Annotated in this window: 26 protein-coding genes; 14 read left to right on the top strand and 12 right to left on the bottom strand. The window is 72.2% G+C overall.

What is annotated here, in order from left to right:
* Positions 1-8 precede the first annotated feature (8 nt).
* From AB0B66_RS12830 to AB0B66_RS12795, 8 genes are all read right to left on the bottom strand, one after another.
* Positions 9-728, bottom strand: coding sequence for a hypothetical protein (locus tag AB0B66_RS12830; protein ID WP_360527508.1), 720 nt, complete (start codon positions 726-728; stop codon positions 9-11).
* A gap of 24 nt (positions 729-752) precedes the next feature.
* Positions 753-1,010: a hypothetical protein gene (locus tag AB0B66_RS12825; protein WP_360527505.1), complete on the bottom strand. Its 258-nt coding sequence runs from the start codon at positions 1,008-1,010 to the stop codon at positions 753-755.
* Positions 1,011-1,230: 220 nt separating this feature from the next.
* Positions 1,231-2,322 (bottom strand): ABC transporter permease, encoded by a 1,092-nt coding sequence (locus AB0B66_RS12820; RefSeq protein WP_360527502.1) that lies wholly within the window; start codon positions 2,320-2,322, stop codon positions 1,231-1,233.
* Positions 2,319-3,212 carry an ATP-binding cassette domain-containing protein gene (locus AB0B66_RS12815; protein ID WP_360527499.1) on the bottom strand — a complete coding sequence of 298 codons (894 nt, stop codon included), beginning with the start codon at positions 3,210-3,212 and terminating at the stop codon, positions 2,319-2,321. The genes AB0B66_RS12820 and AB0B66_RS12815 overlap by 4 nt, the downstream gene beginning before the upstream one ends.
* A gap of 81 nt (positions 3,213-3,293) precedes the next feature.
* Complete coding sequence (locus tag AB0B66_RS12810) at positions 3,294-3,974, bottom strand: response regulator transcription factor (RefSeq protein WP_360527496.1); 681 nt, start codon at positions 3,972-3,974, stop codon at positions 3,294-3,296.
* Positions 3,971-5,257 carry a sensor histidine kinase gene (locus tag AB0B66_RS12805; RefSeq protein ID WP_360528234.1) on the bottom strand — a complete coding sequence of 429 codons (1,287 nt, stop codon included), beginning with the start codon at positions 5,255-5,257 and terminating at the stop codon, positions 3,971-3,973. Before AB0B66_RS12805 ends, AB0B66_RS12810 begins: the two co-directional genes overlap by 4 nt.
* A gap of 157 nt (positions 5,258-5,414) precedes the next feature.
* Positions 5,415-6,248 carry a hypothetical protein gene (locus tag AB0B66_RS12800; protein WP_360527493.1) on the bottom strand — a complete coding sequence of 278 codons (834 nt, stop codon included), beginning with the start codon at positions 6,246-6,248 and terminating at the stop codon, positions 5,415-5,417.
* Positions 6,245-6,577, bottom strand: a complete 333-nt coding sequence (locus AB0B66_RS12795) for a helix-turn-helix transcriptional regulator (RefSeq protein WP_360527490.1) — start codon at positions 6,575-6,577, stop codon at positions 6,245-6,247. The genes AB0B66_RS12800 and AB0B66_RS12795 overlap by 4 nt, the downstream gene beginning before the upstream one ends.
* Positions 6,578-7,062: 485 nt before the next feature.
* Between AB0B66_RS12795 and urtA the strand changes: the two genes are divergently transcribed.
* From urtA to AB0B66_RS12735, 12 genes are all read left to right on the top strand, one after another.
* Entirely contained in the window at positions 7,063-8,307 is a 1,245-nt protein-coding gene (gene urtA, locus AB0B66_RS12790) for an urea ABC transporter substrate-binding protein (protein WP_360527487.1), read from the top strand.
* 123 nt (positions 8,308-8,430) lie between these two features.
* Complete coding sequence (gene urtB, locus AB0B66_RS12785; RefSeq protein WP_360527484.1) at positions 8,431-9,318, top strand: urea ABC transporter permease subunit UrtB; 888 nt, start codon at positions 8,431-8,433, stop codon at positions 9,316-9,318.
* A 67-nt stretch (positions 9,319-9,385) separates the two neighbouring features.
* Positions 9,386-10,486, top strand: coding sequence for an urea ABC transporter permease subunit UrtC (gene urtC, locus AB0B66_RS12780; protein ID WP_360527481.1), 1,101 nt, complete (start codon positions 9,386-9,388; stop codon positions 10,484-10,486).
* Between the two features lie 31 nt (positions 10,487-10,517).
* The gene (gene urtD, locus AB0B66_RS12775) at positions 10,518-11,288 is read left to right on the top strand and encodes an urea ABC transporter ATP-binding protein UrtD (protein WP_360527478.1); all 771 of its coding nucleotides are present in this window, start codon (positions 10,518-10,520) and stop codon (positions 11,286-11,288) included.
* Complete coding sequence (urtE, locus tag AB0B66_RS12770) at positions 11,285-11,980, top strand: urea ABC transporter ATP-binding subunit UrtE (protein WP_360527475.1); 696 nt, start codon at positions 11,285-11,287, stop codon at positions 11,978-11,980. Before urtD ends, urtE begins: the two co-directional genes overlap by 4 nt.
* A gap of 11 nt (positions 11,981-11,991) precedes the next feature.
* Entirely contained in the window at positions 11,992-12,294 is a 303-nt protein-coding gene (locus tag AB0B66_RS12765; RefSeq protein ID WP_155375192.1) for an urease subunit gamma, read from the top strand.
* Positions 12,291-12,596, top strand: a complete 306-nt coding sequence (locus tag AB0B66_RS12760; protein WP_360527472.1) for an urease subunit beta — start codon at positions 12,291-12,293, stop codon at positions 12,594-12,596. The genes AB0B66_RS12765 and AB0B66_RS12760 overlap by 4 nt, the downstream gene beginning before the upstream one ends.
* A gap of 160 nt (positions 12,597-12,756) precedes the next feature.
* A complete protein-coding gene (locus tag AB0B66_RS12755; RefSeq protein WP_360527469.1) occupies positions 12,757-14,463 on the top strand; it encodes an urease subunit alpha in 1,707 nt (568 codons plus the stop codon).
* On the top strand, positions 14,463-15,170 hold the full coding sequence (locus AB0B66_RS12750; protein ID WP_360527466.1) for an urease accessory UreF family protein: 708 nt from the start codon (positions 14,463-14,465) through the stop codon (positions 15,168-15,170). The genes AB0B66_RS12755 and AB0B66_RS12750 overlap by 1 nt, the downstream gene beginning before the upstream one ends.
* A complete protein-coding gene (gene ureG / locus AB0B66_RS12745; protein WP_360527463.1) occupies positions 15,160-15,897 on the top strand; it encodes an urease accessory protein UreG in 738 nt (245 codons plus the stop codon). The genes AB0B66_RS12750 and ureG overlap by 11 nt, the downstream gene beginning before the upstream one ends.
* Entirely contained in the window at positions 15,897-16,613 is a 717-nt protein-coding gene (locus AB0B66_RS12740; protein WP_360527461.1) for an urease accessory protein UreD, read from the top strand. The genes ureG and AB0B66_RS12740 overlap by 1 nt, the downstream gene beginning before the upstream one ends.
* Before the next feature lie 68 nt (positions 16,614-16,681).
* Positions 16,682-17,818, top strand: coding sequence for a hypothetical protein (locus tag AB0B66_RS12735; RefSeq protein ID WP_360527458.1), 1,137 nt, complete (start codon positions 16,682-16,684; stop codon positions 17,816-17,818).
* On the opposite strand, the gene AB0B66_RS12730 is transcribed toward AB0B66_RS12735, so the two are convergent.
* Positions 17,794-18,336, bottom strand: coding sequence for a hypothetical protein (locus AB0B66_RS12730; RefSeq protein ID WP_360527455.1), 543 nt, complete (start codon positions 18,334-18,336; stop codon positions 17,794-17,796). The genes AB0B66_RS12735 and AB0B66_RS12730 overlap by 25 nt on opposite strands.
* Before the next feature lie 46 nt (positions 18,337-18,382).
* Positions 18,383-19,798, bottom strand: coding sequence for a hypothetical protein (locus AB0B66_RS12725; RefSeq protein WP_360527452.1), 1,416 nt, complete (start codon positions 19,796-19,798; stop codon positions 18,383-18,385).
* Between the two features lie 204 nt (positions 19,799-20,002).
* On the opposite strand from AB0B66_RS12725, the gene AB0B66_RS12720 reads away from it, so the two are divergent.
* The gene (locus AB0B66_RS12720) at positions 20,003-21,265 is read left to right on the top strand and encodes a D-alanyl-D-alanine carboxypeptidase (protein WP_360527449.1); all 1,263 of its coding nucleotides are present in this window, start codon (positions 20,003-20,005) and stop codon (positions 21,263-21,265) included.
* A 10-nt stretch (positions 21,266-21,275) separates the two neighbouring features.
* Here the strand turns inward: AB0B66_RS12720 and AB0B66_RS12715 are convergent, their stop codons facing one another.
* A complete protein-coding gene (locus AB0B66_RS12715; protein ID WP_360527446.1) occupies positions 21,276-21,950 on the bottom strand; it encodes a macro domain-containing protein in 675 nt (224 codons plus the stop codon).
* Between the two features lie 225 nt (positions 21,951-22,175).
* On the opposite strand from AB0B66_RS12715, the gene AB0B66_RS12710 reads away from it, so the two are divergent.
* A complete protein-coding gene (locus AB0B66_RS12710; protein WP_360527443.1) occupies positions 22,176-23,786 on the top strand; it encodes an ADP-ribosyltransferase domain-containing protein in 1,611 nt (536 codons plus the stop codon).
* 527 nt (positions 23,787-24,313) lie between these two features.
* On the opposite strand, the gene AB0B66_RS12705 is transcribed toward AB0B66_RS12710, so the two are convergent.
* Positions 24,314-24,763 (bottom strand): MarR family transcriptional regulator, encoded by a 450-nt coding sequence (locus AB0B66_RS12705; RefSeq protein ID WP_360527440.1) that lies wholly within the window; start codon positions 24,761-24,763, stop codon positions 24,314-24,316.
* Positions 24,764-24,835 lie beyond the last annotated feature (72 nt).

Here is a 24,835-nt window from a genome sequence, read left to right as displayed (position 1 = left end):
CGGCGCGATCAAACGGCGAAGGGGACACGCTGCACGACCCGGGAGCGCAGCACCAGGTCGTCCATCGTGTCCATCAGCCACAACTCAGCCGGGCTGAGCGGAACCCGCACCCGGGTCTGGTAGTGGCGGACCAGTCGGCGCAGCGCCGCGTACGGCTCGCCGTGCAGGTCCCCGGTCAGTTGCAGGTAACCGGCGAGCATCGGGCGGCGCTCGGCTCCCACGAGCGCGCGGACCTCGTCCAGCCGCCGGACCGAGGCGCTGTCGGCGGCCTCGACGGGCAGGTAGACGCGGCCGGTGTTGTGGCGGCCGACCCAGGGGCCGCGCACGATCAGGCGGACCGCCGGCAGCGGCGTGTCGGGCAGGGTCGCGGCGGGATCCAGTTCCGGGGCCAGGGTGGTGTGCACCCGGTCGGCACGCAGGGCGAGCCCCGGCCACCACACCCGGGACCCGAGCGCGGCCCGCAGGTCGTCGAGGAACGCGCCGAACACGGCGTCGGCGCGCAGAGCGGCGTCGTCGACGGGCAGGACCACCGACCGGATCGGCGGCCAGTACTCCGCCTCCCGCAGCTCACCAGGTCGCATCGGAAGGCGGGGCGTTTCGTGCAGCAGCGGCAGGTGCCGGGTCCGGTAGCGCCCGTCCAGGCGCATCACGTCGTGGGCGTCCCAGTCGAACTGCGCCCGCTGCGCGTCGAGGTCGGCGAGCGGGTCGGCCAGTGGATGCACGGTCACGGCGGGGTCCTGGTCTCGTGGGCGTCAGCGCTGCAGGCGGTGCCGGGACAGGATGACGGCGAGCCAGGCCGCGCGGACCTGACGGTACGCCGCGACCTGGTCGGCCCCGCCCGGATACGCCCCCGCCGCCCGCAGCCGTCCCGCGGCGACCTGCAGCTCGCGTACCGCGGCGAGGTACGAGCGGCCCGCCCGGGACGTCGACAGCGCCGCGTGCCGGTTGCGCAGCCAGGTCACGCGCACGTACGTCCTGCCCTCGCTCCTGATCACGAGCCTGATCGACACGCCCTCACGTTCCCGCACGATCAAGTAACGAGCGAACGCGTCAAAACCGCACATTCCCGTCGCCAGACGGCTTTCCGGGTGCGCTATCCCCGCAGATACTGCGCCGCCTGGTCCACCACAGCGCGCCGCCCACGACCCAGGTGATCATGAGGTTGTGCCGTCGACACACCGTCGAACCGTGCCACAAGCTCATGATCACCTGGGTGGGGCGGGTGGTGGGTCAGGCTGATTCGGCTTCGAGGTCGGCGAGGCGGCGGGCCTCGCGGTCGCGCCAGGCGGTCGCCAGCGAGGTGCGGCCGTTGCTGCGCAGCAGCGAGCCCTCGTAGATGCGGGCGCCGACGGACAGCACCACCAGCGCGCCGACGGCGAGCACGACCAGCGACAGCACCGGCTCCCAGGCCGCCGCGTCGCCCTGGAACAGCCGCACCGGCATCGCCGCCGGGGCCGAGAACGGGATGTACGACAGCACCTTCATCGCGACCGGGTCGCCGTTGAACATCACCACCCCGAAGAACGGCAGCAGGACCAGGATCTGCAGCGGCATCGACGCGCCGCTGAGGTCCTCCTGCCGGTTGGCCAGCGCGCCGACCGCGGCCCACAGCGCCGCCAGCATCACGAAGCCGACCAGGAAGAACGGCAGGAACCAGCCGATCGCGGGTCCGAGCAGGGTCAGCAGCGCGCCGCCGCCCTCGGAGAAGCGCATCCCGGCCAGCGCGACCACGGCGATCAGCGCGATCTGGCCCATCGCGAGCACGCCGCCGCCCAGCACCTTGCCCGCCAGCAGCACCCGGACCGGCACCGAGGCGACCAGGATCTCCACGACCCGGGTCTGCTTCTCCTCGGTGACGCTCTGCGCGATCTGCAGGCCGAACGTCAGCGACACGAAGAAGAAGATCATGGCGAAGACCATCGGCACCAGCAGTGCCAGCGTGTCGTCGACGGCGCTCGGGTCGAGCAGCTCGACGGTCGGCCGGGTGCTCAGGGCGTTGACCAGGTCGTTCGGTGCGTCGGTCATCGCGATCACGGTGCCGTCGGCGAGCAGCCCGCCGTCGGCCCCACCGTCGCGGACCAGGGCTCGCGCGGCCGCGTCGTCGGCGACGGCGCGCACGTCGAGCCCGGCGGCGCCCAGGGCGGCCGGGGCGGTTCCGCTGACCGCGATCGTGGAGGGATCGTCGGCGAACATCGCCGGCACCACCGTCGCACCCAGTGCGAACAGCAGGAAGAACGCCGTGCTGAACAGGAACGCCTTGTCGCGCAGCTTCACCCGGATCTCGCGGGCGGCCACGATGCGCACGGCTTCGAAGGTGTTCACTGGGCGACCTCCCGGAAGATCTCTGCGAGGGACGGGGTGACGGGGCCGAACGCGCGGACCGGGCCGCGGGCGAGTGCCGCCTGGAGCACCCGCTGGTCGTCGGCGGACGGGTCGAGTTCGAAGACCGCGTGCGCGCCGTCGAGGTCGAGCAGCCGTACGCCGGGCTGGTCGCGCAGCCAGCCCGCGTCGCCGTCGACGGTCAGCGTGTACCGGGGCAGGGTGTGCTCGCTGCGCAGCTGTCCACGCGGACCGGAGGCGCGGATCCGCCCGCCGGCGATGATGACCAGGTCGTCGCACAGCCGCTCGACCACGTCGAGCTGGTGGCTGGAGAACAGCACCGGCACGCCCCGCTTCGTCCGGTCGCGCAGCACCTCCACGACGGTGTCGACGGCGAGCGGGTCGAGGCCGGAGAACGGCTCGTCGAGCACGAGGATGTCCGGGTCGTGGATCAGCGCCGCGGCGATCTGGGCACGCTGCTGGTTGCCCAGCGACAGCTTCTCCAGCGGGTCGCCGGCGCGCTCGCCCAACCGCAGCCACTCGATCAGATCCTCGGCGTTGCGGCGCACGGCGTCGGCCCCGAGACCGTGCAGGCGGCCCAGGTAGACCAGCTGGTCACGGACGGTCATCTTCGGGTAGAGGCCCCGCTCCTCGGGCATGTAACCGATCCGGCGGCGGACCTGGCGGGTCAGCCGGGAGCCGTCCCAGGTCACCTCGCCCGCGTCGGGGGCGAGCACGCCCATGATGATGCGCATCGAGGTGGTCTTGCCCGCGCCGTTCGCGCCGACGAACCCGGTCATGCGCCCGGCGGTGACGTCGAAGGACACCCCGTCGAGCACCTGCCGGTCGCCGAACCTGCGGCTCACCGCGTCGAGGCGTAGCACTTTCGTCATACCCGCAGAGGCTAGGTGCGCCGTGGCGGGCTGCCGTCCGCCCGGGGATCGATCTTCCCTCCGCCGCGAGGAGGATCCGGGTCAGCCGCCGGGGGTGACCACGCCGTGCTCGTACGCGAACACCACCGCCTGGGTGCGGTCGCGCAGGCGCAGCTTCGCCAGCACCCGGCTGACGTGCGTCTTCACGGTCGCCTCGCCAAGGAACAGCCGCGTGGCGATCTCCGCGTTAGTCGCGCCGCCGGCGAGCAGCACCAGCACCTCGTACTCGCGCGGGGTCAGCTCCTTCAGCTCGTGCGCCGAACCCGCGGGCGGCGCGGCGACGGGCCGGGCGAACTTCGCGATGACCCGCCGGGTGATCTCCGGGGCGAGCAGCGCGTCGCCGCGGGCCAGCACCCGCACCGCCTCGATCAGCGCCTCCGGCGAGCCGTTCTTCAGCAGGAAGCCGCTGGCCCCGGCCTGCAACGCGGCGAACAGGTAGTCGTCGCGGTCGAACGTGGTCAGGATCAGCACGGCAGGCCCGTCGCCCGCAGCCGTGATCCGGCGGGTCGCCTCCAGCCCGTCGACGCCGGGCATCTCGACGTCCATCAGCACCACGTCGGGCGCGGTCGAGGCGGCCAGCGCGACGGCCTGCTCGCCGTCGGCGGCCTCGCCGACCACCACCAGGTCGTCCTCCGTCTCCAGGATGACCCGGAACCCGGTGCGCACCAGCCGGTGATCGTCGGCCACCAGGATCCGGATCATGCCCGGCCCCTGGCCGCTCATACCGCCGCCTCCGTGGCCTCGACCGGACACGACGGCTGCGCCGCGAGCGGGAACCTGGCCCGCACCCGGAAGCCGCCCTGCGGGCGCGGGCCGACCTCCAGGGTGCCGTCGTGCGCGGCGACCCGCTCCCGCATGCCGATCAGCCCGAGGCCGCCGGCCGCCATGCGCCCGCCCCGGCCGTCGTCGGTCGACTCCACCTCCAGCTCCTGCGCCAGGTAGCGGATCCGCACGTCGATGGTGCTCGCCCCGGCGTGCTTGAGCGTGTTCGTCACCGACTCCTGCACGATCCGGTACGCGGCCTGCGACAGCGAGTCGGGCAGCGGCACCGGCGTGCCGAACACCCCGAACCGGGCGGTCAGGCCCGCGTCCCGGGCCCCGTCGAGCAGGCCCTCCGCCCGCTCGACGCCGACCGTGGCGGGGCCCTCCTCGGTGCCCGTGCCCTGGCGCAGCAGGCTGAGCATGCGCCGCAGCTCGTCGACGGCGGTGCGGGCGCTCTGCTCGATCGCCGCGAGCGCGGTCCGCGCTCGTGCCGGATCCTTGTCCATCACCCGGCGGCTGGCCGCGGCCTGCACCCCCATCACCGACACGTGGTGGGCGACGACGTCGTGCAGCTCCCGGGCGATGCGCAGGCGCTCGACCATCACCGCCCGCTCCCCCGCCTCGTCCCGGGCCCGGCGCAGCTCCTCGGCCTGCTCCTCCAGCTGGTGCTGCCGCCGCGCGGCCACCCACGCCGTCTCGCCGGCGAAGAACGCGAAGCCGAACATCAGCACGTTGACCAGCAGCGCGTTGACGATCGTGGCGAGCAGCGGCGGGACCGGCCCCGCCGCGTCCTCGAACGCGTCCGCCGGCACCGAGTCCACCGACAGCCAGGTCGACACCACCAGCCAGCCCAGCATCGCCGCGATGATGGCCGCCCGCACCTGCCGCGAACGCCGGTGGTCGGCGGCCCAGGCCCCGGCGGTGTACAGCGAGCAGAACAGCGCCGCGGTCGCCAGCTGCATCTCCGGGGCGGCCCGCACCTGCGCGACGATGAACGCCGCGGAGACGACGGCGGTCACGATGATCGGCATCCGGCGCCGCACCGCCAGCGGCAGTGTCACTGCGACCGCCCAGAACACCTGCTCCGGCACGCTCGGCGGAGGACCGAGCTGGAACACGCCCGCGCTGGTGGTCAGCGTCAGGTTGAACAGCGCCAGCGCGGTCACGGCCAGCCCGATGAACAGGTCGGCGCGCCGCTGCTCGGCGGTCGGGCCGGGACGTCGCCAGCCGTCGGGGGTCGCCAGGGTGGTCACGCAGCGACCCTGACACAGGGGCACCGCCTTACGCCAACTCCGTGCCCGGAGAGACGGGCTCGGCGGCGGCCGCGCCCTGGACGGCTGACCGCCCGGCCGCGCCGATCATCCGGTGGAACGGCGATCGGCGCGGCCGGGCGGCACCGGGTCAGGCGGGCACGGGCGGCAGCGCCACCTGCGCCTGCCCCGCCTGGTGCCGCAGCACCAGGCTGTGCGCGTAGACGAGCAGGAAGACGGTGAGGTGGAGGTACACGTTGGTGACGACGGCGAAGAGGTAGCCGGGCAGGAACGCGCCGCCGAAGAACATGTCCATGCCCTGAGGGTCGAGGTGGGTGAGGGTGTTGTGCATGTTCGCGAAGTAGAACGAGACCAGCACGGCGAGCCCGACGACCGCCCAGGAGAACGCCACCCGGCCGGACCGGGCGACCCGGCCGGCCAGCGCGCACAGCACGACCGCGCTCAGCAGCCAGCTGGACTGGTCGATCACGTCCGCCCGGATCAGCCCGTACCCCTCCACCAGCGGCCAGGCCAGTAACACGGTGTAGAGGATGCCGCAGATCCAGAGCGGTGTGAACGGCGGCCGGATCAGCTGCGTCACCCCCGCGGTGACACGTGCGCAGATGATGCCGAGCGGGACCGCGACCGCCAGCCCGCCGACCGCCGCCCAGGCCTGCCAGGCGATGGTGTCCTCGTTGAACTCGGTGTACCAGTCCAGGGTGAGCCGGAAGCACAGCACGGTCATCCCCATCACCAGCACGAACGACAGCACCGTGTGCGCGAAGCTCCGACCCGGCCGGACCGCCACCGCCTCCGCACGGTGGGGCCGCGACGTGGCCAGGCTCGCCGCGTACCGCAGCCGTCGGGCGGCGCCGGGCATGGCGTGCAGTTCGGCCCGCCATTCGGCGAGCATCTCCTCGCGCAGGTCGGCGGGCCAGCGCCGGGCCGCGGCGGTGAGGAATCTGTGGCAGACGCGCTTGATCATGCGGTGGCCTCCTTGGTCACGGTGTGCGTCGCCGCCGGGCGGGTCTGCTCGTGCAGTTCCGCGAGGCGCTGGCGGGCGACGGGCAGCGCCGCCGGGGTGAGCCGGTAGTACGCGCGGGCGGGGCGGCCGGCCTCGGACGGGTCGACCTCCTCCCAGCGCTTGTCCAGCCAGCCGGCCTCGGTCAGCCGGGCCAGGATCGGATACAGGGTGCCGCTGGGCAGTTCGGACGCCTGCATCAGCGCCATTCCGTAGTGGTCACCGGCGGGATCGGCGACGAGGGCCGCGAGCACGCGGGCCACCGGCACCGTCATACGCAGTTCGGCATTCATAGTAGGGACTCTACATAGGGTCAGCCGGGTTTGGCGAGCGGCCGTCTGTCTTGACAGGACATCGGGTGCCCAAGATACTTCTTGCGTGAAGCATCTCCGCTGACGCGGTGCTGCGACCACCTCAGTCCGAATAGCTCGCGAAGCCGACACCAAGGCCGCACTCCGATGCGGACCAGTGGCGTCGGCTTTCGTTGTTTCCGCAGGTCAGTGGCCGGATCTCACACGGACAGACACAGCGTATCAACGGCGATGAAACAGAACTGAAACCCCGTTCACCGACGCTGTGCGTGCCTGGCATTCAGGCGGACGCCCACGGGCCGGCACAACCGGACGAAGCCTCCGCTGCGCGCTGCCGGCATCCGCATAGGACCGATCTCCGCACCGCCACGGGCCGGCACGCGCCACGCCGAGGACGCCGACGTCTTTGCGCCCAGGTGCTTCTCCCCCTTGACCTGTGCTCCGCCGAAACAGGGAGATACCCCACCATGCTCAGATTCCCCCGACGCCGGCTCGCGGCCGGCGCCGTCGCCCTGGCCGCCGCGCTGGCCGTCAGCGCCTGCGGCAGCAAGACCGGCGAGAACGACTCCGCCGGCGGCGTCACCGCCGACACCTCGGGCGACACCGTCAAGGTGGGCCTGCTCAACTCGCTGTCGGGCACCATGGCGATCAGCGAGGTGACCGTACGCGACGCCATCATGCTGGCCGTCGAGGAGATCAACGCCGCGGGTGGCGTGCTCGGCAAGAAGATCGCGCCGGTCGGTGAGGACGGCGCGTCGGACTGGCCCACGTTCGCCGAGAAGGCCGAGAAACTGATCAAGGTGGACCGGGTGGCGGCCGTGTTCGGCTGCTGGACCTCGGCCAGCCGCAAGGCCGTCAAGCCGGTCTTCGAGGAGAACAAGGCCCTGCTGTTCTACCCGGTGCAGTACGAGGGCCTGGAGCAGTCGCCGTACATCTTCTACACCGGCGCGACGACCAACCAGCAGATCGTGCCCGGCCTGGACTACCTCAAGGCACAGGGCAAGAAGTCGGTCTACCTGGTCGGCAGCGACTACGTCTTCCCGCGCACCGCCAATAAGATCATCAAGGCGTACGCCGAGGCCAACGGCCTCAAGGTGCTCGGTGAGGACTACGCCCCGCTGGGCAGCACCGAGTTCGGCACGATCGTCAACAAGGTCAAGGCGTCCAAGGCCGAGGCCGTGTTCAACACCCTCAACGGCGACAGCAACGTGGCCTTCTTCAAGGAGTACAAGTCCGCGGGCCTGACCGCCGCGTCGATGCCGGTCGTGTCGGTGTCGATCGCCGAGGAAGAGGTCAAGAGCATCGGCACGCAGTACCTCGCCGGGCAGCTCACCGCGTGGAACTACTACCAGACCACCAGCGGCGCGGCCAACGACAAGTTCGTCAAGGCGTACAAGGCGAAGTTCGGCGCGGACAAGCCGACCAGCGACCCGATGGAGGCCGCGTACGTGTCGGTCTACCTGTGGAAGGCCATGGTCGAGAAGGCCGGCTCGTTCGACGTCGAGAAGGTCAAGGGCGCGGCCGACGGCGTCACCTTCGAAGCGCCCGAGGGCCTGGTGACCATCGACGGCGCGACGCAGCACATCCACAAGACCGCGCGCATCGGCAAGATCGGCGACGACGGCCTGATCACCGAGGTGTGGAACTCCGGCGGACCGGTCAAGCCGGACCCATACCTCAAGGGCTACACCTGGGCGACCGGCCTGTCCTGACCCACCGTCGGGGGGGGGGGGGGGCCGCCCCCCCCCCCCCCCCCCCCCCCCCCCCCCCGGGGGGGGGGGGGCCGGCCCGGCGGCCCCCCCCCACCGCCCCGTCCCAGCTCTAGGCGGCAACACATGACAGTGATCCTCGGGCAGCTGTTCACCGGCGTCAGCATCGGCGCGGTGCTGCTGCTCATCGCGCTCGGACTGGCCCTGACCTTCGGCCAGATGAACGTCATCAACATGGCGCACGGCGAGTTCATCATGGCCGGCGCCTACACCACGTACGTGCTGCAGCAGACCATCACCGACGCGGGCCTGTCGCTGCTCGTCGCCCTGCCCATCGCCTTCGCCGTCGCGGGTGCGATGGGTGTGCTGCTGGAGTGGGCGCTGATCCGCCGCCTCTACACCCGGCCGCTGGACACCCTGCTGGTCACCTGGGGCGTCTCGCTGATGCTCCAACAACTGGCCCGCGACGTCTTCGGCGCGCCGAACGTGCAGACCGCGGCGCCCGACATCCTCACCGAGAGCACGTCGCTGGGCGCGGACCTGAGCATCGCCAACAGCCGCCTGTTCATCCTCGGCCTGGTCGTGCTCGCCGTCGCCGTGCTGACCGCCGCGCTGAAGTTCACCCCGCTGGGCCGGCGCATCCGGGCCGTGGTGCAGAACCGCGACCTGGCCGCCGTCTCCGGCATCCCCACCGGCCGCGTCGACCGGCTCACCTTCTTCATCGGCTCCGGCCTGGCCGGGGTCGCCGGAGTCGCGCTGACCCTGCTCGGCCCCATCGGCCCGACCATGGGCACCAACATCATCATCGACGCCTTCCTCGTCGTCGTGGTCGGCGGCATCGGGCAGCTCAAGGGGAGCGTGATCGTGGCCTTCGTGCTCGGCATGCTGCAGGCGATGGTCGAGTATCTGACCACGCTCAGCGTCGCCAAGGTGATCGTGTTCATCGCCATCGTCGCGTTCCTGCAGTGGCGGCCGCAGGGCCTGTTCACGCTGCGTACCAGGAGCCTGGCATGAGCGAGCGCAGCGAGCGAATCATGTGGCTCCAGTCTCATGGCGCCGACGAGCGTAGCGAGGAGAAGGCATGACCGCCCTCAGCCCGCGGGTGCGGGCGTGGCTGGGCTTCGGGCTCGGTGCGGTGGTGCTGTTCGCGGCCGCCCCAGCACTGCTGACCGACTTCCGGCTCAGCCTGCTGGCCAAGTACCTGTGCTTCGCGATCGTCGCCGTCGGCATCGGCCTGGCCTGGGGCCGGGGTGGACTGCTCACCCTCGGCCAGGGTGTGTTCTTCGGCCTCGGCGGCTACGCGATGGCCATGCACCTCAAGCTCGCCGACGCGGGCGAGGGCAACATGCCCGACTTCATGGAGCTGTACGGGCAGCTCGACGAGCTCCCCGCGTGGTGGGCCCCGTTCGCGAACCCGGCGTTCGCGCTGGCCGCCACGGTGCTGCTGCCGATGCTGGTCGCCTTCGGGCTCGGCTCGCTGGTGTTCCGGCGGCGGGTGCGCGGCGCGTACTTCGCGATCCTCAGCCAGGCCCTGGCCGCCGCCATGGTGATCCTGCTGATCGGCCAGCAGGGCACCACCGGCGGCACCAACGGCCTCACCGACATCGAGGGCTTCTTCGGCTACGACCTCGACGACCCGGTCAACCAGCGCATGGTCTACTTCATCATCGCCGGGGTGCTGCTGGCCCTGCTCGCGCTGACCCGGCAGCTGATGCACTCCCGCTACGGCGAGCTGCTCGTCGCGGTGCGCGACTCCGAGGAGCGGGTGCGTTTCCTCGGCTACAACCCCGCCAACGTCAAACTCGTCGCGTACGTCGTCGCCGCCGGTATGGCGGGCCTGGCCGGGGCGCTGTTCGTGCCCGCGGTCGGCATCATCTCCCCCGCCCTGATCGGCATCGTGCCGTCGATCGAGTTCGTGATCGGCGTCGCCGTCGGCGGCCGGGCGGCACTGCTCGGCCCGGTGCTCGGCGCGGTCGCCGTCGCCTGGGCGAAGACGGCCCTGTCCGAGCGTTTCCCGGGCACCTGGACCTACCTGCAGGGCGCGATGTTCGTGCTGGTGGTGGCGTTCCTGCCCGGTGGCCTGGCCTCACTGTGGGGCCTGGTCAAGCGCCGCCGGGAGGCCGCGGTGCCACCCACGCCACCGGCGGAGCAGCCGGTGCTGGTGAAGGAGGCGGCGGCGTGAACCACATCGGTGCGGCAGGAAGGGGCAGGGCATGAGCGAGACAGCGGGCGGCCTGCGCATCCGCGGGCTGCGGGTGGCGTTCGACGGGTTCGTCGCGGTCGACCGCGTCGACCTCGACGTGGCGCCGGGCGACATCCGGTTCCTCATCGGGCCGAACGGCGCGGGCAAGACGACGCTGGTCGACGCGGTGACGGGGCTGGTCAAGGCGACCGGCTCGGCCCTGTTCGGCGAGCAGGAGCTGCTCGGGCGGGAGGTGCACCGCATCGCCCGGCTGGGCGTGGGCCGCACGTTCCAGACCGCGGCCCTGTTCGAGGAGCTGACCGTGCTGCAGAACCTCGACATCGCGGCGGGCGCGGGACGCAGCCCGTGGACGATGCTGCGCCGGCGCGGGGCGGTGCCCGACGACGTGGCGTACGCGCTGGAGACGATCGGGCTGGCCGACCGGCGCGACGTGCTCGCGGGCACCCTGGCGCACGGGCAGAAGCAGTGGCTGGAGATCGGCATGCTGCTGGTGCAGAACGCCCGGCTGCTGCTGCTCGACGAGCCCGTCGCCGGGATGAGCCACGAGGAGCGCGAGGCCACCGGCGAGCTGCTCGGCAAGGTCGCCGGCGAGCGCACCGTCGTGGTCATCGAGCACGACATGGACTTCCTGCGCCGCTTCGCCCGCACCGTCACCGTGCTGCACGCCGGCAAGGTGCTCAGCGAGGGCACGGTCGCGCAGGTGCAGGCGGACCCGAAGGTGCAGGAGGTCTACCTCGGACACGCCACCGGCGAGCCGGCGGCCCAGGGGGCGGAGGCATGATGCTGCGGATCGAGGGCGTGCACGCCGGGTACGGGCGCAGCACCGTGCTGCACGGCGTCGACGTGACCGTCGACGACGGCACGGTGACGGCCGTGCTCGGGCACAACGGCGCGGGCAAGAGCACCCTGCTGCGGGCCGCGATCGGCCTGCTGCGCCCGAAGCAGGGCATGGTGCTGTTCGGCGGCGAGGACGTCACGAAACTGCCGCCGCACGTGCGGGTGGCGCGCGGCATGGCGTACGTGCCGCAGGGCCAGCAGTGCTTCCCGCACCTGACCACGGCCGAGAACCTGCAACTGGTCGCCGACGGCCGCCGCGGCGGCAGGCAGGCCATGGCGTCCGCGCTGGAGCTGTTCCCGGCCTTGCACGGGCTCATGCGCCGCCGGGCCGGGTTGCTGTCGGGCGGTCAGCGCCAGCAGCTCGCCATCGCCCGCGCCCTGATCACCCGGCCGAAGCTGCTGCTGCTCGACGAGCCGACCGAGGGCATCCAGCCCAACGTCGTCGCCGAGATCGAGCAGGCGGTGCTGTCCCTGGCCGGGGTGGACGGGCTGTCGGTGCTGCTGGTCGAGCAGCATCTCGGGTTCGCGCTGCGCGCGGCGCACCGCTACCACGTGCTCGAATCGGGCAGAGTGACGTCATCCGGCGCGGGCGGCACCGGCGCCGAACCCGCCGTACGCGCTGCCCTCACCGTGTAGAAGGACGGTTCATGTTCCTCACCCAGCATGAGCAGGAACGGCTGCTCATCCACGTGGCGGCCGACGTCGCCGAGCGGCGCCGTGCCCGCGGCCTGCTGCTCAACCACCCCGAGTCGGTCGCGATCATCACCCGTTTCCTGCTGGAGGGCGCCCGGGACGGGCGCACCGTCGTGGACCTGATGGACGCGGGGGCCCAGGTGCTCACCCGCGCGGACGTCCTGCCCGGCGTCCCCGAGATGCTGAAGGAGGTGCAGGTGGAGGCGACGTTCCCGGACGGCACCAAGCTGGTGACGGTGCACCACCCGATCCGATGATCCCCGGCGAGATCCTCTTCGGCGAGGGTCCCGTGCAGATCAACGTCGACCGGCCGATCACCACGCTGACCGTGGTCAACACCGCGGACCGGCCGGTGCAGGTCGGCTCGCACTACCACTTCGCCGAGGCCAACCCCGGCCTGTCGTTCGACCGCACCGCCGCGTGGGGGCAGCGCCTGGCCGTGCCCGCCGGCACCGCGGTGCGTTTCGAGCCGGGCGTGACGCGCGAGGTCGAACTGGTCCCGCTGGGCGGGGCGCGCATCGTCCCCGGCCTGCGCGGCGAATGCGGAGGCGAACTGTGACCGCCACCCCGACACCCTGCCACCCGCCTCGGCTTGTCATCGACGTTGGCCTATCTCATCGAAAAATCGGCCATCGGATCCGATGGGATAGGCCAACGTCTACGCCTGGAACCGACGTCGCGGCCGTCCGCCCCGCCACCCGCCAGTCGAGGGAGCACCCGTGACGATCCTGGTCAGCCGTGAGCGCTATGCGGCGCTGTACGGCCCCACCACCGGCGACCGCATCCGGCTCGCCGACACGAACCTGCTCATCGAGGTCGAGGAGGACCGCTGCGCGGGCGGCGACGAGGCCGTCTTCGGCGGCGGCAAGGTCATCCGCGAGTCGATGGGCCAGTCGCGGGCCACCCGGGCGCAGGGCGCACTGGACACCGTCATCACGGGCGCGGTGATCCTGGACCACTGGGGCATCGTCAAGGCCGACATCGGCATCCGCGACGGCCGCATCGTCGCGATCGGACGCGCGGGCAATCCCGACACCATGCCGGGCGTACACCCTGATCTGGTCATCGGCCCGGCGACCGAGGTCGTCGCGGGCAACGGCAAGATCGTGACCGCCGGGGCAGTCGACACCCACGTGCACTTCATCTGCCCGCAGCTCGTGCACGAGGCGCTGGCGGGCGGGGTGACGACGCTGGTCGGCGGCGGCACCGGCCCGGCCGAGGGCACCAAGGCCACCACCGTCACCGCCAACGCCTGGCACCTGGCCCGCATGTTCGAGGCCCTGGACACGTTCCCGGTGAACGTGCTGCTGCTCGGCAAGGGCAACACGGTCTCCGAGCAGGCCATGTGGGAGCAGCTGCGGGCCGGGGCGGGCGGGTTCAAGCTGCACGAGGACTGGGGCACCACGCCCGCGGCGATCGATGCCTGCCTGCGGGTCGCGGACGCGTCCGGGGTGCAGGTGTCGATCCACACCGACACCCTGAACGAGGCCGGGTTCGTGCAGGACACCCTGGCCGCGATCAACGGGCGGGCGATCCACTCGTACCACACCGAGGGCGCCGGGGGCGGACACGCGCCCGACATCATCACGGTGGCGAGCCTGCCCAACATCCTGCCGTCGTCGACGAACCCGACCCGGCCGTACACCCGCAACACCCTGGCCGAGCACCTGGACATGCTGATGGTGTGCCACCACCTCAACGCGGCCGTGCCGGAGGACCTGGCGTTCGCGGAGAGCCGCATCCGGCCGTCCACGATGGCCGCCGAGGACCTGCTGCACGACCTCGGCGCGATCTCGATCATCGGGTCGGACTCGCAGGCGATGGGCCGCATCGGCGAGGTCGTCCTGCGCACCTGGCAGACCGCGCACGTCATGAAGGACCGAGTCGGCTCGCTGGCCGGGGACTCGTCGGCCGACAACAACCGGGCCAAGCGGTACGTCGCGAAGTACACCATCTGCGCGGCCATGGCCAACGGCTTGGAGGAGCAGATCGGCTCGGTCGAGCCCGGCAAGCTCGCCGACCTGGTGGTGTGGGACCCGGCGTTCTTCGGGGTGCGGCCGCACCTGGTGATGAAGGGCGGCATGATCGCGTATGCGCAGATGGGCGACGCGAACGCGTCCATCCCCACCCCGCAGCCGATGCTGCCCCGCCCGATGTTCGGCGCGTACGGCGTCGTGCCCGCCAAGACCTCGCTCGCCTTCGTCGCCCCGGCGGCCCTGGAGGCGGGCCTGGACCTGGACGTCAAGCGGGCCCTGGTGCCCGTCGCCGACGTGCGCTCGCGCGGCAAGGCCGACCTGCCGCACAACAGCGCGATGCCGCGCATCGAGGTCGACGCGGACACGTTCACCGTCCGCATCGACGGCGAGGTCGTCGACCCCGACCCGCCGACGGTCCTGCCCATGGCCCAGCGGTACTTCTTGTTCTGATGCACCGCACCGCGTACCTGCTGCTGGCCGACGGGCGCTTCCCGTCCGGCGGCCACGCCCACTCCAGCGGCCTCGAAGCGGCCGTCGCCGCCGGCCGGGTCACCGACCTGGCCGGCCTGGAGTCCTTCCTGCACGGCCGCCTGTCCTACGCCGCCCCCGTCACCGCCGCCTTCACCGCCGCCACCCACCTCTGCGCTGCGCGGATGGGAAGGGCACCTTCCTCTACGGAATCCGATGTGAAGGTGCCCTTCCTTTCTCTGGATCGGGAGCTGGAGGCGCGGACGGTGTCGCCGGCGCTGCGGCTGGCGTCGCGGCGGCAGGGCAAGGCGCTGCTGCGGGCAGGCCGGAACACGTGGCCGAGCGAGCTGTACGGGCACCTGCCCAAGCACGCGGACGGGCCGCACCAGCCGCTGGCGCTGGGCGTGACGGCGGCCGTGGCGGGACTGTCCACGGAGGAGGCCGCGCAGATCGCGGCGTACGGGGTGCTCACCGGGCCAGCCAGTGCGGCGGTGCGGTTGCTCGGGCTGGACCCGTATCAGGTGCAGCACCTGCTGGCCAGGATGGCCGGCGAATGCGACGAGATCGCGGCAGCCGCCGCGGCGGTCGCCCACAAGTCCCCGCAGGAGCTGCCGGCCCACGCGGCGCCGCTGGCCGACATCTCCGCCGAACTCCACGCCACCTGGGAGGTGCGTCTCTTTGCGAGCTGACAACGCCTACGACCACGACGAAACGGTGCCCCACACCCACCCGGAGCCGGGCGTCGACCCACACCCGCCGCTGCCGCGGCTGGACCGGGCGGTGCGCATCGGCATCGGCGGGCCGGTCGGCTCCGGCAAGACCGCGCTGGTCGCCGCCCTGTGCCGGGCGCTGGCCGGGGAACTGCGGCTGGCGGTGGTGACCAACGACATCTACACCACCGAGGACGCCGACTTCCTCAAGCGGGCCGGGGTCCTCGACCCGGCGCGTATCCGGGCCGTGGAGACCGGGTGCTGCCCGCACACCGCGATCCGTGACGACATCTCCGCCAACCTCGACGCCGTCGAGGAGCTGGAGGAGGCGCTCGGGCCGCTGGACCTGGTGCTGGTCGAGAGCGGTGGCGACAACCTCACCGCCACGTTCAGCAAGGGCCTGATCGACCAGCAGATCTTCGTCGTCGACGTGGCGGGTGGCGACAAGGTGCCGCGCAAGGGCGGTCCCGGTGTCACCACATCGGACCTGCTCGTCATCAACAAGACCGACCTCGCCCCGCTGGTCGGCGCGGACCTGGCCGTGATGGACCGCGACGCCCGCGCCCGCCGCGGCACGCTGCCCACCATCTTCCAGTCCATCGCGCAGGACCCGCACGCGAGCCAGGTCGCCGACTGGGTACGCCACGTAGTCGCCCACACCGCGGGCGTTCACGCCCACGACCACGTTCACGCCGGGGCGCACTGATGCGGGCGCTGGCCAGGATCGTCGCCGAGGCCGACGGCCGCGGCGGCACCCGGCTGGCGCGCCTGCGCGGCGAGCCGCCCCTGCAGCTGCGGCACACCCCGGACGGCTCGGCGACGGCGACGGTGCACCTGATCGGCAGCGCCGCCGGGCCGCTCGGCGGTGACGACCTGCGCATCGAGATCGAGGTCGGCGAGGGCGCGTCGCTGTGCGTACGCTCCGTCGCCGCCTCGATCGCCCTGCCCGGCCGGGACGGGGCGCTGTCCCGCACGACGATCACCGCGACCGTCGCGGCGGGCGGTGAGCTGCGCTGGCTGCCGGAGCAGCTCGTCGCGGCGGCGGGCTGCCGGCACCAGGCGATGTCCACAGTCGAGCTGGCCGGCGGGGCGCGGCTGCTGTGGCGGGAGGAGCTGGTCTGCGGGCGCCACCAGGAGCAGCCGGGCGACGCCGTGGTCAGCACGATCGTCGACTACGACGGCGCTCCCCTGCTGCGCCAGTCGCTGACGATCGGTCCGGGCACGCCCGGCTGGGACGGCCCCGCCGTGCTCGGCGGGGCGCGTGCGACCGGCTCGCTGCTGCTCGTCGACCCGGAGGCGTTGCCCGGACCGCCGGTGATGCTCGGCGACACCGCGGTGCGGATGCCACTGTCCGGCCCGGCGTCGCTGGTCAGCGCCACCGCGCCGGATGCGCACGTGCTGCGCGGTTACCTCGGCGCATGACCCCGGATGGAGAGCGCTCTCCATCCGGGGGATGACGCGGCCGCCTTCGAGCGTGTTCACTGACGGACGTGCGCGACTGGGAGGCCGACTACATCGAGTTCGTCGCCGTCTACAGCGGGCGGCTGCGGCGGCAGGCGTACGGGCGCTGCGGCGACTGGGACACCGCCGACCGGCTGACCCGCCTGGTCCTGCTGGACGTCTACCGGCGCGGGAACTCCCCCCACTCCGAACCCCCGGAGGTCATCGCCGAGCAGGCGCTGCTCCGCCTGCTGCGCCGCCACGACACCGAGACGGCAGCGGGCCCCGATGTGCTCGCACCGCCGACCCCGTTCACCTCCGACGAACTGATCGCGGTCGGGCGGGTCCGGCTGCGGGTGCGGCGTGCGGTCACGGCGGCGGTGACCGTGCTGGGCCTGATCGCGGCCGGTGCGGCGCTGGTCCTGCTGCGGCCCGTGCCGGGCGGAGCGCCGCTGCCCGAGGCCGAGGACTGCATGGCCGGGCTGCCGTCGCCGCCCTCGGGCACCGCCACTCCGTCGGGGCGGCCGGTGAGCGGGGGCGACGAAGGCGGCATGGACCGGCTGACGGCGCTAACCGGCGATCTGCCCCTACGCACCAGATCGATCCTGCCCGAGCAGGTGCGCCGCGAACGGCTCGGCTGCGAGGTCGCGGCGTACTTCCGTACCAAGGTGAATCCGGGCGGTCTGGAGCGGGTCGACCTGGGGCTCGACGACCGCGGGGACGCCCGGCCGCTGGCTGCGCTGCTCGACCCGGCGATCGGTCCGGCGGCGCTGACGGTCGCGGTGCGGATCACCACCGCCGGCGGGCAGGGCACGGTGACCATCTCGGTGGCGCCGACCACGGCCCGCCCCGACGAGCGGCACTGTGCCCGGCTCACCATCTGCCGCCTGTCCACCGTGACCGAGGAGGATCTGGTCGTCGAACAGTACGGCGTGCACGAGACGCCGGAGGCGCTGAAAGCGGGACACCGGCTGGGCGCCGATGCGGACTGGTGGTCGGTGGCGGTCTACACGGGTCACAGCATGGTCCTGGTGACGATCACCAACACGCCCGACGTCCGCGCGGCGCTGCCGGCCAGCGCCCAGTACACGCCACTCGGTGAGCAGGTCACCACGCTGGCCACGGACCCCCGGCTGGCGGTGTTCGACCCGCCCGCCTCCGGTCAGCCGTCGACGTCCGGGTCGTAGGGCAGACTGTCCCACAACGTGTTCGCGCGCTCTCGGACCACACCGAGCGCAGGCCGGGTGAGGACGTGGTCTCCGGCCCGCTGCACCCGCATGATGATCCCGAGTTCGTCGGCCCCCGGGTCGCCGGTCGGCGCGTACGCGGGCTGGATGCCGCGCGCCAGCGCATAGTCGAAGAACTCGGCCTCCCACACCGAGGGCAGCCGTCCGACCAGCCGCAGCCCGTCCAGGGTGACCTGCGGGCCGCGCGCCGCGTCGATGATCACGCAGAACAGGCCGTCGGTCCCGTCGTGGAAGGCCATCACCGCCGTCCGGTGCGGGCGTTGCTCAACCACGCGGAACCGGGTCAGCCACGTGGCGGCGACGGCCCGCGGTGCCGGGGTGACGTCGCCGACGAAACCGTCCATCGCCGCGACCGCCTCCTGCCGGCTCATGCCGAACCGCAGCGGCCCCACGCCGACGCCCGGCGTGTAGGTCCACCGTGCCCGCTCGGCCTCGTCCAGCACTGCCCACACCGACATGCCCCGTCCCGTCATTCCGGTCGCGGCGGCGGATCCGCCGGTCTGCTCAGGCCAGTGGCAGCACCCGGGCGATCCGGATCGACCTGCTGCTGCCGCCCGCCGCCGGGTAGGCGGCGCTGCCGTCGGAGTATGCCTTGAACGCCTGGTAGTCGTGGTCCCTGACGTTAACCGTGAACTTCGCGCCCACGGTCTTGCCGGTGGCGGCGTCGTACACCTGCGCGGCCATCGTGGAGCCCGACGCCCAGGCGAGCAGCATCCGTCCGGTCCCGTAGCTGACCAGGTGCGGGTGGCTCGATCGGGCCGCGGTCTTGATGGTGAGGTTCGCCTTGCCGGTGGTGAAGCGCTCCAGGCGTACGCCGCCGCCCTGGCTCCACGCGGTCCAGTAGCCGCGGCTCGAGGCGAGCACCAGGTCACCGCCGAACAGGCTGCCGTCGCACGTTCCGGCGGCCACGGTCCGGTACGGGTCCGGCTGCGCGATGCGGCACGCGTTGTCGGTCGCGCACACCATCGCGTAATGGCTCGTCCGCGGATCCCACACGATGCGCGTCGTCCAGCTGTGGCTGCACCCGACCTCGAAACTGTCGCGGTGCCCGGACACGAGCTTGCCGTCCGCGTCGACGACCTGCATGCGGTCGCCCTCGTGGATGTCGACGCAGGAGCCGTTGCGCACGGTGATGGCGACGCCGAAGTACGCCGCGTAGTTCTTGCCGTCGGTGGCGAGCCGGCCGTGGTGCTGGTACCACCAGACGAACCGCGCGCCGTCGTCGTAGCCGGTGCGGCCGCCGCCGAGGTTGGTGACCTGGCGCTCCCAGACCTGGCGGCCCGAGTCGTCGAACCGGACCATGTGCATCGTCTTGCAGGGGCTCGACGAGCCGCCGCACAGCTTGCCGCCGCCGCAGTCGCCCTTGCGGGTCAGCAGCACGACCCCGCCGGTGCGGTCGGCGTGCACGTCCTGCAGGTCGATGCCGACGAAGCTGGTGGGGGTGCCGACGAGCTTGTCGTCGCAGTCGAGCCGGCCGAGGTACACCCGCCCGTTCGTGCCGAGCCACGCCAGCCAGGAGCCGCCCGCAGGCCGCTCGGCGACCGCCATGGGCAGCGGCTCGGTGTCGCCCTCGCGCCCGTATCCGGTGACGGCGGCGCTCAGCTTGACCTCGGTGACCTTGACGACCGGCTTCGGCCCGGCGACCCGGGCGCACGGTCCGATCGCCTGTGCCGACGGCGACGTGGCGGGGCTCGGGGTCGCCGACGCCGACGGGTCCGGGGTGGCCGAGGCCTGGGCCTGCACTGGGGCCACCGGGTCGGACCCGAACCAGGAACCTGGGCCGCCCGCGGCGGCGGTGAGCGCCACCGTGGCCAGCACCGCGACGGCGGACAGCCCGCCGGCGACGAGCAGCAGCCGCCGCTTGGCCGTCCGGCTCCGGTGCCGCCCGGTGGGTGATGACGGGGTGTCGCCGATGCTCATGTGTGTCCTCAGGTCTGCCGCCGACCGAACCCGGCTCGGATCCGGGGGGACTCTACCGGCCAGTTGTGATCGCTCACCATCCACACCGGACGGTGGGTGGCCAGGCTGAACGCCGGAGATGCGACGATGCCGCCGCGAGCAGCCCGGGAGACAATTTCGCGAAGACATCTCCGCTTACGGGCGGTTTTTACTAGTCTGCCGTACATGAACCGTTTTGCGCCTTCACGGCAGCGTCTCACTCTAGCGGTGGCCACCGCGGCGCTGGCGATTCCCCTGACCACCGCACCCGTGGCCGCGAAGGCACCCGTCTGGCCCGGCCGGGCCGCGCCCGCGCAGGCCGCCTCCTGGCGCGTCGCGCCCTGCCCCAAGCCCGCCGGGCCGAAAGTGTCCGCGCCGACGCGCCCCTCGCCGCCCTCGGCCGACCCGGTCCTGCGCACGGTCGGCGGCGACGAGCTGGCCACCTCGGGGCTGGCCGTGCCCCCGGCCGCCACCGCGCCGCCCGCAGTCACCGCCACCTCCTGGCTGGTCGCCGACCTCGACACCGGCGCGGTGCTCGGCGCATGCGGCGCACACGAGTACGCCACCCCCGCCAGCGTGCAGAAGCTGCTGCTCGCCGCGACCATGATCGCGCGACTCGACCCGAAACGCGTCGTCACCATCACCCGCGAGGACGTCGACATCGAGCCGGGCAGCTCGTCGGCGGGCCTGATCGAGGGGGGCAGGTACACGGTCGAGACGCTGTGGCTGGGGCTGCTGCTCGCCTCCGGCAACGACGCCGCGAACACGCTGGCCCGGCTGGGCGCGGGCTCGGCTGAGGCCGGGGTCCGCGAGATGAACGCGCTGGCCGCGAAGCTCGGCGCGTTCCAGACGCACGCCGTGACGCCGTCCGGCCTCGACGCGCCCGGCCAGTTCACCAGCGCCTACGATCTGGCCCTGATCATGCGGGCGTGCCTGGCCGAGCCGCTGTTTCGCAAGTACGCCCTCACCAGGTACACGCAGATCCCCGACCAGGGCAAGCACCACAAGGGCTTCCAGATCCAGAACCAGAACCTGCTGATCGACAACTACCCGGGCGCGCTCGGCGGCAAGACCGGCTACACCGACCTGGCCCGGCACACGTACGTCGGCGCGGCCGAGCGTAACGGCCGGCGGCTGGTCGTCAGCGTGCTCGGCGCCGAATACGTGCCGCTGCGCGGCTGGGAGCAGGGCGCAGCCCTGCTCGACTGGGGCTTCGCCCAGCCCGCGGACGCCTCGGTCGGCCGGCTGGTCGACGCGGGCGCGTCGGCCGCGAACCCGTCCGCGGCAGCCCAGGCCGCCGACACCCCGGGCACGGGCACGAACGCGCTCGCGGGCGAGGGCGGGCCGGGCGCACCGCCGCTGCTCGCCTTCGGCGCGGTGATCGCGGCGGCCGGGCTGGTGCTCTCCGCGGCCGCCCGACGCCGCCGCGGCAACCACGCCCGCCGCTGACCGGCCTGCCTCAGCGGCGACCGACGGGCCGGGCCGGGGGCGTGATCCGCACCCGCTGCACCGGGCGGCTCTCGATGTCGCCGAGCTGGGCCGAGATCGTCGCGCGCAGCTCGTCGTAGTCGCCGAACGAGTAGTCCTGGAACAACGTGTAGCCCGCCCACATCAGGTTGGCGCACACCTGCGGCGGCACCTTGCCCGTCGCCGCGCCCATGCCGACCAGCGCGATCGATGTGATGCTGCCCGGCTCGCGCTCGTTCTGCAGATGAACGGCCTGGAACGCGGCGGCGCACGCCAGCGCCACGTTGAGCGTCTCGCGTACGTTCTCCGCCGACTGGTTCATCGTCGGCGTCGAGATCAGGAACTTCGGGTTGGCCGCGCCGGAGGGCACACACACCGCGCTGCCGATCGGCAGCGATCCGCCGAACCCGTCCCGGATCGCCCGCTGCACCCGCAGCTGGATGCCCGCGCCCAGGTGCCGCTTGATGACCGCGTCGACGCCGCCGTTCATCTCCCCGTGGGAGTTGGTCGGGCTGACCCACGCGTCGACGCGCTTGTCGATGATCGACCCGCGGGAGATCTCGACCTCGGGGGTGTCGGCGAACGCCGACTGCCACGCCTGCACGACCTTCGTGTTGACGTCGCTCAGCACTACCTTGAGCTGGGGCTTCATGTCGCTGACAGTCATGGTTCGCTCCGGTCACGGGGAAGGGGTGGTTCCAGCGGCTCGAAAGATAGCGGGCCGCACCGACGAAATCCCGGCGGCCGAGTCGTGATCGAACGGACCGCCGCGAGTTGTCATGGTCCGGTGTTAGCGTCCGGTCCGCCTGGCGCGGCTGATCTTCGGTCGCCGCGCGCGGCACCCAAGCCGATCACCGTGCCTCCCCGGCACGGCCGCCCCCGGGAGCACTCCATGAGCGACAACGCCGCGCCGACGCCCGCCGGGCAGGACGACCCGCTCGGCCTCGCCGAACTCTTCACCGGCGGCGGCGAGCCGTGGCTGCCCGTGCTCAAGCCGGTCATCGAGGCCCAGCCCGCCGCGGCGACCTTCATCGGTCCGGGCCGCGGCCCGCAGGTCGTGCCCGTCCGCGAGCTGACCTTCCAGGCGCTCAAGCCGAACCCGCCGCACAAATGGAAAGTCGTCGTCTTCGGGCAGAATCCCTACCCGCGGCCGGAGAGCGCGACCGGCATCGCCATGTTCGACAACACCTTCCACGATTGGAACGACAGCCAGTTCGGCAAGGTCATCACGATCCGCTGCATCATCAAGGCCGCGGCGATGTGGAAGCACGGCATCCCGAAGAAGACGCCGATCGCCGACATCCGCAAGCTGCTGCGCCAGCACGACACGGTGCAGCCGCCGGAGTGGTTCCAGGCGATGCTGACTCAGGGTGTGTTGCTGCTGAACGCCTCGCTGACGGCCAGCGGCGACGGGGCGATGGGCGTCGACCAGCACACCGCGTTCTGGCGGCCGGTGGTCGAAAAGCTCGTCGAGGAGATCCTGCGGTCCAAGCAGAACGCCGACGAACAGGACCGGGGCGTCGTGTTCGCGTGGTGGGGCGCGCACGCCCGCGGCCTGAAGAACCTCGTGATCCGGCTGCAGAAGAAGTACCCGGACGTCGAGGTCCGGCACATCGACCACCCGAACCCGGCCGCGCAGGGCGACATCTTCTGCGACGGCGAGCACTTCGCCACGGTCAACGAGGCGTTGCGGGACCTCGGTGCCGACGAGATCGACTGGCTGCCGAGCAAGGGCTGGAACACGAGCGCGGGCCAGGGCGCCGACGCGGACACCGCCGACCGGATGGGGGCGTTCATCGCGTCCACGATGGAGCTGCACAAGCTCTACCTGGAGCGGCTCGCCAGCGTCAAGGACGAGGGCCTGGCGCTGCCGGCGATCACCGGCGTCTTCGACACCCCGCTCATGGACTTCCGCGAGGCCGTCGCACCGGCCGCGAAGGTCCTGTCCGGGCTCGACTGGTATGTGGAGAGCTCGCACGACTTCGGCCGTAGGCAGGCCGAGCAGGCGGCCGGCGGCCTGACCGCCGACGAGGTCGCGGCGCTGTACCTCTACACCTGCGAATCGGCGTTCTACCGCCAGATCAACGCCACGCTGCGCCACCCCGACCGCACCCGGATCACGCCGTTCCTGCCGTACCTGCGGCTGCTGTTCTCGGCCGTGTCGCGGCTGCCCGCGCGCACCGAGCCGCTGTGGCGCGGGGTGGCACTGGACCTGCGGGCGCAGTACCCGGTCGGCCAGACGGTGACCTGGTGGGGCGTGTCGTCGTGCACCTCGAAACTCGGGGTGGCGCAGGCGTTCCTCGGCGGTCGCGGCAAGCGGACCATCTTCGAGGTGACGCCGGTGCGGGCGGTGGGCATCCGCAGCTTCTCCGCGTTCACCGGCGAGGAGGAGTTCATCCTCGCGCCCGGCACGCAGCTCACGGTCACCGACGTCAAGGCGGAGCGCAGCGGACTGTGCACGGTACGGCTGACCGAGCTGGCCGAACAGCACATGGTGTCCTGAGCGGCCGACCCGGCGCGTCCGCCCGCTGCCACGCGGGCGGACGCGCCGTGGCCGTCAGCAGCGCGGAGGTCGGCGCGGCTTCGGGCGAGTCGGCGGCCGGTGCGCAGCCGGCGGCGACCAAGGCCGTCGCCGCGAAAAGGATTGCCAGCAGATTATTGCGCTGCGTAATGGATGTCACCGGGAACTAATACCAGCCACCCGGCCACCAGACCTAATTGGACTGCTGATCACATCCTGACCAGGAGCGCACGGGTGACGGAGGCGTCCCGGTGCGCGGGCTGTACCCCCGGGCACCGGGACGGGTCAGGGAAGCCGGTGAAGGCGTCGAGCATCAGTCGGCGAAGGGGTATGGCGCGACGTGTGCATCACGGGCCGAGCGGCGCAGCCGAGCTTCGCGTCCCGCGGTTCGCCCGATGTCATCGCGGAACGGCTCTGTGCCTGCCCGAGCCGTGGAAACGCTCCCGCCCACTGCAGCCTCATATTAAGGCAGGTCTATCGGCGTGGCAATGGGCCGGCACCGCGACGGGTCAGGCGGCGGCGGGCTGGCGCGACAGCGCGTCGGTCAGCGTGCCCAGCAGCGCGGCGAGCTGATCACGTTCGGCCCCGGGCATGGGCAGCTCACCGATGCTCCCCCGCACCTGGGCCGCGATGCGGTCGTGCAGCTGGCGGCCGCGCGGGCTGAGGTAGGCGCGGATGCGGCGGCGGTCGAGCGGATCGACCCGGCGGTACACCAGGCTGTGCTCGACGAGCTGGTCCACGACCTTCGTCAGGGTGCCGGGCGGCAGGAACGCTCCGTCGGCGACGTCGGTCATCGGCCGCCCGCCCTCGGCCGCCAGCAGCGTCAGCACCCGCCACGCCTCCGGCGAGCACTGCTCGGCGCGCAGGATCACCGACAGCCGCCGCTGCAGCAGCCGCTCGGCCTGGGTGAGCAGGTGCAGCAGATCGGGAGCCGGATCGTGGGGCGCTGGGGCGGACATGTCCCTCCTCGACCGATGGGCGTGACTCATGCTACAGAATGGCTTCGAGTGCGGGAACCGTCTGGAGATCAT

The sequence above is a fragment of the Catellatospora sp. NPDC049111 genome, assembly GCF_040648615.1.
GTDB lineage: Bacteria > Actinomycetota > Actinomycetes > Mycobacteriales > Micromonosporaceae > Catellatospora > Catellatospora aurea.
This window is presented reverse-complemented; position numbering and strand designations above follow the sequence as displayed.

Excerpts from the sequence above, each read along its gene's own strand:
- AB0B66_RS12715 (WP_360527446.1), bottom strand. The coding sequence starts at position 21,950 with ATGACTGTCAGCGACATGAAGCCCCAGCTCAAGGTAGTGCTGAGCGAC.
- AB0B66_RS12730 (WP_360527455.1), bottom strand. The coding sequence starts at position 18,336 with ATGTCGGTGTGGGCAGTGCTGGACGAGGCCGAGCGGGCACGGTGGACC.
- AB0B66_RS12810 (WP_360527496.1), bottom strand. The coding sequence starts at position 3,974 with ATGAGCGGCCAGGGGCCGGGCATGATCCGGATCCTGGTGGCCGACGAT.
- AB0B66_RS12720 (WP_360527449.1), top strand. The coding sequence starts at position 20,003 with ATGAACCGTTTTGCGCCTTCACGGCAGCGTCTCACTCTAGCGGTGGCC.
- AB0B66_RS12765 (WP_155375192.1), top strand. The coding sequence starts at position 11,992 with ATGTTCCTCACCCAGCATGAGCAGGAACGGCTGCTCATCCACGTGGCG.
- urtD (WP_360527478.1), top strand. The coding sequence starts at position 10,518 with ATGAGCGAGACAGCGGGCGGCCTGCGCATCCGCGGGCTGCGGGTGGCG.
- AB0B66_RS12750 (WP_360527466.1), top strand. The coding sequence starts at position 14,463 with ATGCACCGCACCGCGTACCTGCTGCTGGCCGACGGGCGCTTCCCGTCC.
- AB0B66_RS12740 (WP_360527461.1), top strand. The coding sequence starts at position 15,897 with ATGCGGGCGCTGGCCAGGATCGTCGCCGAGGCCGACGGCCGCGGCGGC.
- AB0B66_RS12800 (WP_360527493.1), bottom strand. The coding sequence starts at position 6,248 with ATGATCAAGCGCGTCTGCCACAGATTCCTCACCGCCGCGGCCCGGCGC.
- AB0B66_RS12795 (WP_360527490.1), bottom strand. The coding sequence starts at position 6,577 with ATGAATGCCGAACTGCGTATGACGGTGCCGGTGGCCCGCGTGCTCGCG.
- urtA (WP_360527487.1), top strand. The coding sequence starts at position 7,063 with ATGCTCAGATTCCCCCGACGCCGGCTCGCGGCCGGCGCCGTCGCCCTG.
- AB0B66_RS12815 (WP_360527499.1), bottom strand. The coding sequence starts at position 3,212 with ATGACGAAAGTGCTACGCCTCGACGCGGTGAGCCGCAGGTTCGGCGAC.
- urtC (WP_360527481.1), top strand. The coding sequence starts at position 9,386 with ATGACCGCCCTCAGCCCGCGGGTGCGGGCGTGGCTGGGCTTCGGGCTC.
- AB0B66_RS12760 (WP_360527472.1), top strand. The coding sequence starts at position 12,291 with ATGATCCCCGGCGAGATCCTCTTCGGCGAGGGTCCCGTGCAGATCAAC.
- urtE (WP_360527475.1), top strand. The coding sequence starts at position 11,285 with ATGATGCTGCGGATCGAGGGCGTGCACGCCGGGTACGGGCGCAGCACC.
- urtB (WP_360527484.1), top strand. The coding sequence starts at position 8,431 with ATGACAGTGATCCTCGGGCAGCTGTTCACCGGCGTCAGCATCGGCGCG.
- AB0B66_RS12710 (WP_360527443.1), top strand. The coding sequence starts at position 22,176 with ATGAGCGACAACGCCGCGCCGACGCCCGCCGGGCAGGACGACCCGCTC.
- AB0B66_RS12705 (WP_360527440.1), bottom strand. The coding sequence starts at position 24,763 with ATGTCCGCCCCAGCGCCCCACGATCCGGCTCCCGATCTGCTGCACCTG.
- AB0B66_RS12725 (WP_360527452.1), bottom strand. The coding sequence starts at position 19,798 with ATGAGCATCGGCGACACCCCGTCATCACCCACCGGGCGGCACCGGAGC.